Source organism: Desulfococcus sp. (assembly GCF_050178255.1).
Classification (GTDB): Bacteria; Desulfobacterota; Desulfobacteria; order Desulfobacterales; family Desulfococcaceae; genus Desulfococcus; species Desulfococcus multivorans.
The window spans coordinates 1-6,080 of record NZ_JBFXGG010000154.1; the positions used below are offsets into that span (position 1 = coordinate 1).

General features: G+C 58.1%; 5 protein-coding genes and 1 pseudogene. 4 read left to right on the plus strand and 2 right to left on the minus strand.

Annotated features, from left to right (window positions below):
* The 3 genes and pseudogenes from AB7S84_RS16130 to AB7S84_RS16140 all read left to right on the plus strand — a co-directional run.
* Nucleotides 1–395: pseudogene (locus tag AB7S84_RS16130) on the plus strand (hypothetical protein); the annotation flags it as partial.
* A gap of 57 nt (nucleotides 396–452) precedes the next feature.
* The gene (locus AB7S84_RS16135) at nucleotides 453–1,502 is read left to right on the plus strand and encodes a GAF domain-containing protein (protein ID WP_020876084.1); all 1,050 of its coding nucleotides are present in this window, start codon (nucleotides 453–455) and stop codon (nucleotides 1,500–1,502) included.
* A gap of 79 nt (nucleotides 1,503–1,581) precedes the next feature.
* Complete coding sequence (locus AB7S84_RS16140; protein ID WP_428155747.1) at nucleotides 1,582–2,007, plus strand: MaoC family dehydratase; 426 nt, start codon at nucleotides 1,582–1,584, stop codon at nucleotides 2,005–2,007.
* A gap of 65 nt (nucleotides 2,008–2,072) precedes the next feature.
* Here AB7S84_RS16140 and AB7S84_RS16145 read toward each other — a convergent pair whose 3' ends face one another.
* Both AB7S84_RS16145 and polA read right to left on the minus strand, forming a co-directional pair.
* Complete coding sequence (locus AB7S84_RS16145; RefSeq protein WP_020876086.1) at nucleotides 2,073–2,525, minus strand: hypothetical protein; 453 nt, start codon at nucleotides 2,523–2,525, stop codon at nucleotides 2,073–2,075.
* A gap of 283 nt (nucleotides 2,526–2,808) precedes the next feature.
* Nucleotides 2,809–5,493 (minus strand): DNA polymerase I, encoded by a 2,685-nt coding sequence (gene polA, locus AB7S84_RS16150; protein ID WP_428155750.1) that lies wholly within the window; start codon nucleotides 5,491–5,493, stop codon nucleotides 2,809–2,811.
* Between the two features lie 184 nt (nucleotides 5,494–5,677).
* Here polA and AB7S84_RS16155 point away from each other — a divergent pair.
* Nucleotides 5,678–6,080 (plus strand): CoA-binding protein (locus AB7S84_RS16155; RefSeq protein WP_428155752.1); only part of this gene is annotated, 403 nt, incomplete at its 3' end.

The window sequence follows — 6,080 nt, forward strand, 5'->3', positions numbered from 1 at the left end:
CCCGCGCGGTGGGGAGCGAGGACACCGAGGACCTGTGCCTCAACACGGGCCACATCGGCATCTATGTCAGCGCCAGGTATCAGGCCGAGTTCGCCCCCAAGATCGCGGCATGGCTCAAGGCCCGGGAAGGCGACGGGAAAAAGGCCGTACGGCGGAAACCCGCCGAGGCTTCGCCCAGAGAGAAACGGAAAACGGCGTCAACGGGCAGGAAGGCCTCCATAACGGCCGCGTCCAGCCGACCTGCCGCACGAAAAACCCGGGAAAGGGCCGCTTCGGACAAGAAAAACACCTCGGGCCCGGCGAAGGCGGCGGTGTCCGATGAAATACGCATACCTCACGGAGATACATCGCCCAAGGCAACCGTGATCGCGCGCGTCCGAAAAAAAGAAGCCTGAAGGAAACCCCTTCGGCAATACGTACAAAACGCACTGACGGGGATAAGGAGACACTGAATGACTGCTAAAAAAGACTATTTCAAGACCTTCTGCAAGATCAGCAAGGCCATTGGGTCGACGCTGAAGCGGGAGGATCTGCTCGACCTGATTGTCGCAAGCGCCATCGAAACCATGGACGCCAAAGCGGCCAGCCTTTTCCTGGAGGACAAGAAGAAAGATGTATTCGTATCGGTATGTCAGAGAGGCCTTTCTGAAAGCTATCTTCACTCGGACCCTTACCGCATGCAGAAGATGAGTGACGAGCTGATGAAAAACGGCTATCTCGCTTTCGAGGATGTCGCCACGGACGAGCGCATCCAGAACCGCCAGGCCAAGATCGATGAGGGTATCTCCTCGATTCTGGTGGTGCCGGTCCGGGTCGAGGGAAAAAACATCGGGGTGCTTTCCCTGTACACCGCCGACGCCAGGCGTTTTTCGCCGGATGAAATCGAATTTCTGGGGGCCCTGGCCGAGCAGGGCGGCGTAGCGATCCAGAATTCCCGACTGCTCAGGCGGATCACCCGGAACAGCTACCTTTTCCATGACCTGGCCGACAGCATCAATTCCACGAACCTGGACATCAAACAGATTCTTCACATCATGACGGCTGATATCGCGGAGGCCTTCGAGATGAAAGGGGTTATTATCCGGCTGTTGAACAAGGATACGAATACCCTTGACATCGTCGCCAGCTACGGCTTCAGCGAGGAATTCCTCAACAAGGGGCCGGTCCATCCGGACAAGAGCATCACCCAGGCCCTCAAAGGAGAGACCGTAGTCATTCGGAACGCCGCCGACGACGAGCGGATCGAGTACAGGGATGCCATGAAAACGGAGGGGATCGTCTCGATGCTCGTGGTGCCGATCCAGGCGGGAGGGGAGATTATCGGGGTAATGCGTCTCTGCACCGAAGAGGAGCGGGAATTCAGCGAAGACATGATCGTTCTGGTGGAGGCTCTCGCACATCAGGGCGGCCTCGCCATCCAGAACGCCTCGCTCTATCTGTCGTTGCAGGAGGACAAAAGCAATCTGGAGAAGGACATCTGGAGCCACCGACAGTGGTTTTAGACGGTGCGGTCGATGTATTCATGGGGTGACACGGGAAGGATGACGACGGCGTGCGCACCCTGCGAGAAAGGAGATGACGATGACGGGGAAGACCATCGGTGAGATTCAGATCGGCGATACCGCGGAATTCGCCAAGACCGTTTCAGAGACGGATATCTATCTGTATGCCGGCATTACCGGGGATTTCAATCCGGCCCACATCAATGCCGCTTACGCGGAGAAAACCTTTTTCAAGGCCCGGATTGCCCACGGCATGCTCACGGCCGGGTTCATTTCCACCATTCTGGGTACGTTTCTGCCCGGCCCGGGAACCATTTATCTCAAGCAGGATCTGAGGTTTCTGGCACCTGTGCGCATCGGCGACACCATCACGGCCCGGGTGGAGGTCACCGGGAAAATGGAGGATAAGAACAAGGTCACTTTCAGAACCATTTGCACCAACCAGGACGGCACCATGGTTCTCGACGGAGAGGCGTTGGTGAGCCCCCCCAAGGCGCCGCGATAACGGTTTCGGACCCTCGTAGGGGCGGCACTGCCCGCCCCGGGTCCTCCTCCCCGGCGGTGCTCCCGTCAAACCACGTTGCCGATCAGATACTTCTCGATACAGGCCTTTACCGTTCCGTCCGCTTTGTCACAGAGTCTGCTGCGGCATGCTTCGCAAAGATCGACGTCATCCTTGGCGCGGCGGCGGATTTCCTTGCCGCACAGGGCGCAGGTACTGATAAAGAGTCTGACCCCAACCCGGTAGCGGATGTCGTCCGGCGCGTCCTCTTTGAGGCACCAACGAACCTCCGCAAGATAATCCGGACGGGATCCGGACCCGTCGGCATCGGTCGACGGGTCGGTCAACTCGATCAGAATGCCCGAGCCGGGTTTCAGCGCGGATGTGGAGAAAAACGACATTCCGCCACTGCTCTTTTCGATCAACTCGCCTTTTTGATACGCCGCCGACATGTTTTCGGCGAAGCGGATCTCGTATCGGTCCTTCCCGCGAGGAAAGGTTCTGTGCGTCATGCCTGTCATGACCGACCTCCCTTGTCAGGGGCTGAAGGCTCTAAAGCGGTGCGTCCGCGACAAACAGTACGCTGTCTCCCTTCCGCCGGCCTTCAGCCGTTTCCGGCCAATATCACGAAAGTCAAAACGTGCCACCCATTCAACTTTCGACTTCCATGATGGTGACCGGCGACTTCCATGATGGTGACCGGCCTGTGAAAGTCGAAAGTTTAATCATCCAAAAATAAACGCGAAAAGCATGCATGTCAAATTTTTCACGTCGGAACACGCCGTGGGGCCGCGAAGTCTCGTGTCAGTGAGCCTCGGCCCAGTTTTTCCCGATGTCGATGTTGACTTTCAGGGGAACCTTCAAATCCGGCCAGACATTCTCCATGGTTTCCCGGACCAGGTCGCGGACCGTATCCAGTTCGTCGGGCGCCACCTCGAAGACGAGTTCGTCGTGAACGGTGAGCAACATGGCGGATTCGAGTTTTTTTTCCTTGAAGATGCCGTCGATCCGGATCATGGCCAGCTTGATCAGGTCCGCGGCCGTTCCTTGTATCGGTGTGTTGACGGCGGTTCTTTCGGCGAATCCCCGAAGATTCCGGTTGGGGCTTCGGATTTCGGGGATCTGACGGATGCGGCCCAGAAGCGTGCTGGTCATGCCCGTTTTTTCAGCGGTTTCGACGGCATTGTCGATAAAGGTTTTGACGCCTTTGTACCGGGCGAAATAGTGGTCGATGTAGGTTTGGGCCATTTTTCGGCTGATGCCCAGCTCCTTCGACAGGCTGAAGGCTCCCATGCCGTATATGATGCCGAAGTTGATGGTTTTGGCCTGGCGCCGCAGTTCGGAGGTGATCATCTGGGGAAAGACCTGGAAGATCTCAGCGGCAGTCCGGCTGTGGATATCCTCACCTTCCACAAATGCCTGGATGAGGCCTGCGTCGCCGGAATAGTGGGCCAACAGGCGCAGTTCGATCTGGGAATAGTCGGCCGCCAGCAGTACCCAACCTTTTCGGGGGATGAAGGCTTTCCGGATCTCGATGCCCTCCTCGCCGCGGATGGGGATGTTCTGGAGGTTGGGCTCGGAGCTGCTGAGGCGTCCGGTGGCGGTTACGGTCTGGTTGTAGGAGGTGTGGATCCTGCCGGTCTCGGGATGGATCATCTCCACCAGCGCATCGGCGTAGGTCGATTTCAATTTGGCCAGGGTGCGATGCTTCAGGATCAGCGCCGGCAGCTCGTGCCGTTCGGCCAGGGATGTCAGCACCTCCATATCCGTGGAATACGCGGTTTTCTTTTTGGTTTTTTTCTGGACCGGAAGGTTGAGTTTCTGGAAAAGGATCTCGCCCAGCTGTTGGGGGGAGTTGATGTTGAAGCGTTCTCCGGCCAGCACGTAAATTTCGTCCTCGAGGGTGTCGAGCTGGTCCTGAAAACGTTTGGAAAGCGCGATCAGTTTTTCCCGATCGACGCAGATCCCCCGCATCTCCATGTCTTTCAGGACGGGAATGAGGGGCATTTCCACGGTTTCCATCAGCCGGACCAGGCCGAGGGATTTCAGTTTTTCGCTCAGAAGGGCGTATGCGGCCAGGGTCAGATCCGCATCCTCGCAGGCATAGGGAACGGCCTTTTCGACGAGAACTTCCTCGAAGCCCACCTGGGATTTACCCTTGCCGGCAACCTCTTCGTAGGTAGTGGTCTTGTGATCGAGGTAATCGAGGGCGATGCGGTCGAGGCTGTGGGCCCGCTTGGACGGCTCGATGAGGTATGAAGCCACCATGGTGTCGAAGGATACGCCGGTAAGGCGAATGCCGGATCGATTCAGCACCGTCCAGTCATATTTGATGTTTTGTCCGATCTTCTGAATCTCCGGGTTTTCGAGGGCCGGCCGAAGCGCCTCGATGACCTGTTTCAAAGGAATCTGGCGGGGTGCGCCAAGGTATCGGTGGCCAACGGGGATGTAGAAGGCCTCATTTTCCTTCAGCGCGAAGGAGAGTCCCACCAGTTTGGCCCGCATGGGGTCGAGGGCCGTGGTTTCGGTGTCCAGGGCGAAACGTCGGCTTTCGCCGAGACGCTTGGCAAGATCGCCCAGGGTCTTTTCATCGAGGACGGCGGCATAGGATTTGGGCGACGCCGCTTCTACGTCGGCATAGGTCCGATGAAGCTCCTGGAATTCCAACTCCTTGAAGAGTGCGGACAGGGCTTTGAGGTCGGGTTCGGCGCGTTTGAGGGCCGCAGGCTCGAATCGGATCGGTGCGTCGGTCCGGATGGCGACGAGATCTCGGCTGACATAGGCCTGCTCCTTGAATTTAACCAGGTTTTCATGCTGCTTTTTTCGGGTGACGGCGTCGATGTCGCGGTAGAGGCCGTCCATGGTGCCGAAACTCCTGATCAGGTCCAGCGCCGTCTTGGGGCCGATGCCCGGAACGCCGGGGATGTTGTCCGAGGTGTCTCCCGAGAGTCCCATCACGTCGATCAGCTGCGGCGGTTCGACCCCGAATTTTTTCCGCAGAGCCGGAAGATCGGTGAAAACGTCCTTCATGGGATCCCAGACAGCGGTGTTTTCGGTGATGAGTTGAAGGAAGTCCTTGTCGCCGGTGACGATGATCACGGTGAATCCGGCCGCCTCCCCCCGGCGGGCCAGGGTGCCGATGAGATCGTCCGCCTCGTATCCCTCCACCTCGAGCAAGGGGATCCGGAATCCCCGGACGATGGCCTTGATGTAGGGCAGCTGCACCACCAGGTTTTCCGGCATGGGCGGCCGGTTGGCCTTGTAGTCCGCGTAGATCTCGTTCCTGAATGTGGGGCCTTTCATGTCGAAGCATACGGCCATGTACCGGGGATCCTTTTCCGCCATCATCTTCGTCAGGATTCTGGTGAATCCGAAGGCGGCGTTGGTGGGAAGTCCCCCGGCGTTGGTCAGTCCGGTTCGGATGGCGTGGAACGCTCGATAGACGTAGGCGCTGCCGTCGATGAGGTAGAGTGTGGGGCGATGGGTCATGGCATCTCCTTCAGGGGGGCGACATCACGTTTTATGGAGCGGCGGCATGGGTTTCATGTTGACATGCCCCGCCTCCTGACTTAATTTCTCAGTCACTGTATTCGAGCGGGTACGCTTCGGATATCATCAGGGTTTTTATGTATCATCAACCGGCGTGAACGACAAGCGTAAGGGATGGGGCGGATTGGGAAACGGCGAAATTCTGACGGAATATCGGCAGATCCGGGTCGTGCTGGCAGAGGCGGCGACCATCGCGGTTCTGGGCGTCAGCCCGAAATCGGATCGGGACTCCCATCAGGTGGCCCGATATCTGAAGGATGCCGGCTACCGTATCCTGCCGGTGAGGCCGGCACAGAAGGAAATCCTGGGCGAAAAGGCATATCGGTGTCTGAACGACATCGATACGGCCGTCGACGTTGTGGACGCGTTTCGCACCCCGGCGCAGATTACGGACCACGTGCCCGAGATCATTCGCCTCCGCCCCAGGGTCTTCTGGATGCAACTGGGCATCGAAAATCATCGAGCGGCGAAGGTGTTGACGGCAGCGGGGATCGACGTGGTCATGAACCGATGCATCAAGACGGATC

Coding starts and splice junctions, on each gene's coding strand:
- AB7S84_RS16135 (WP_020876084.1), top strand. CDS start 453: ATGACTGCTAAAAAAGACTATTTCAAGACCTTCTGCAAGATCAGCAAG.
- AB7S84_RS16140 (WP_428155747.1), top strand. CDS start 1,582: ATGACGGGGAAGACCATCGGTGAGATTCAGATCGGCGATACCGCGGAA.
- AB7S84_RS16145 (WP_020876086.1), bottom strand. CDS start 2,525: ATGACAGGCATGACGCACAGAACCTTTCCTCGCGGGAAGGACCGATAC.
- polA (WP_428155750.1), bottom strand. CDS start 5,493: ATGACCCATCGCCCCACACTCTACCTCATCGACGGCAGCGCCTACGTC.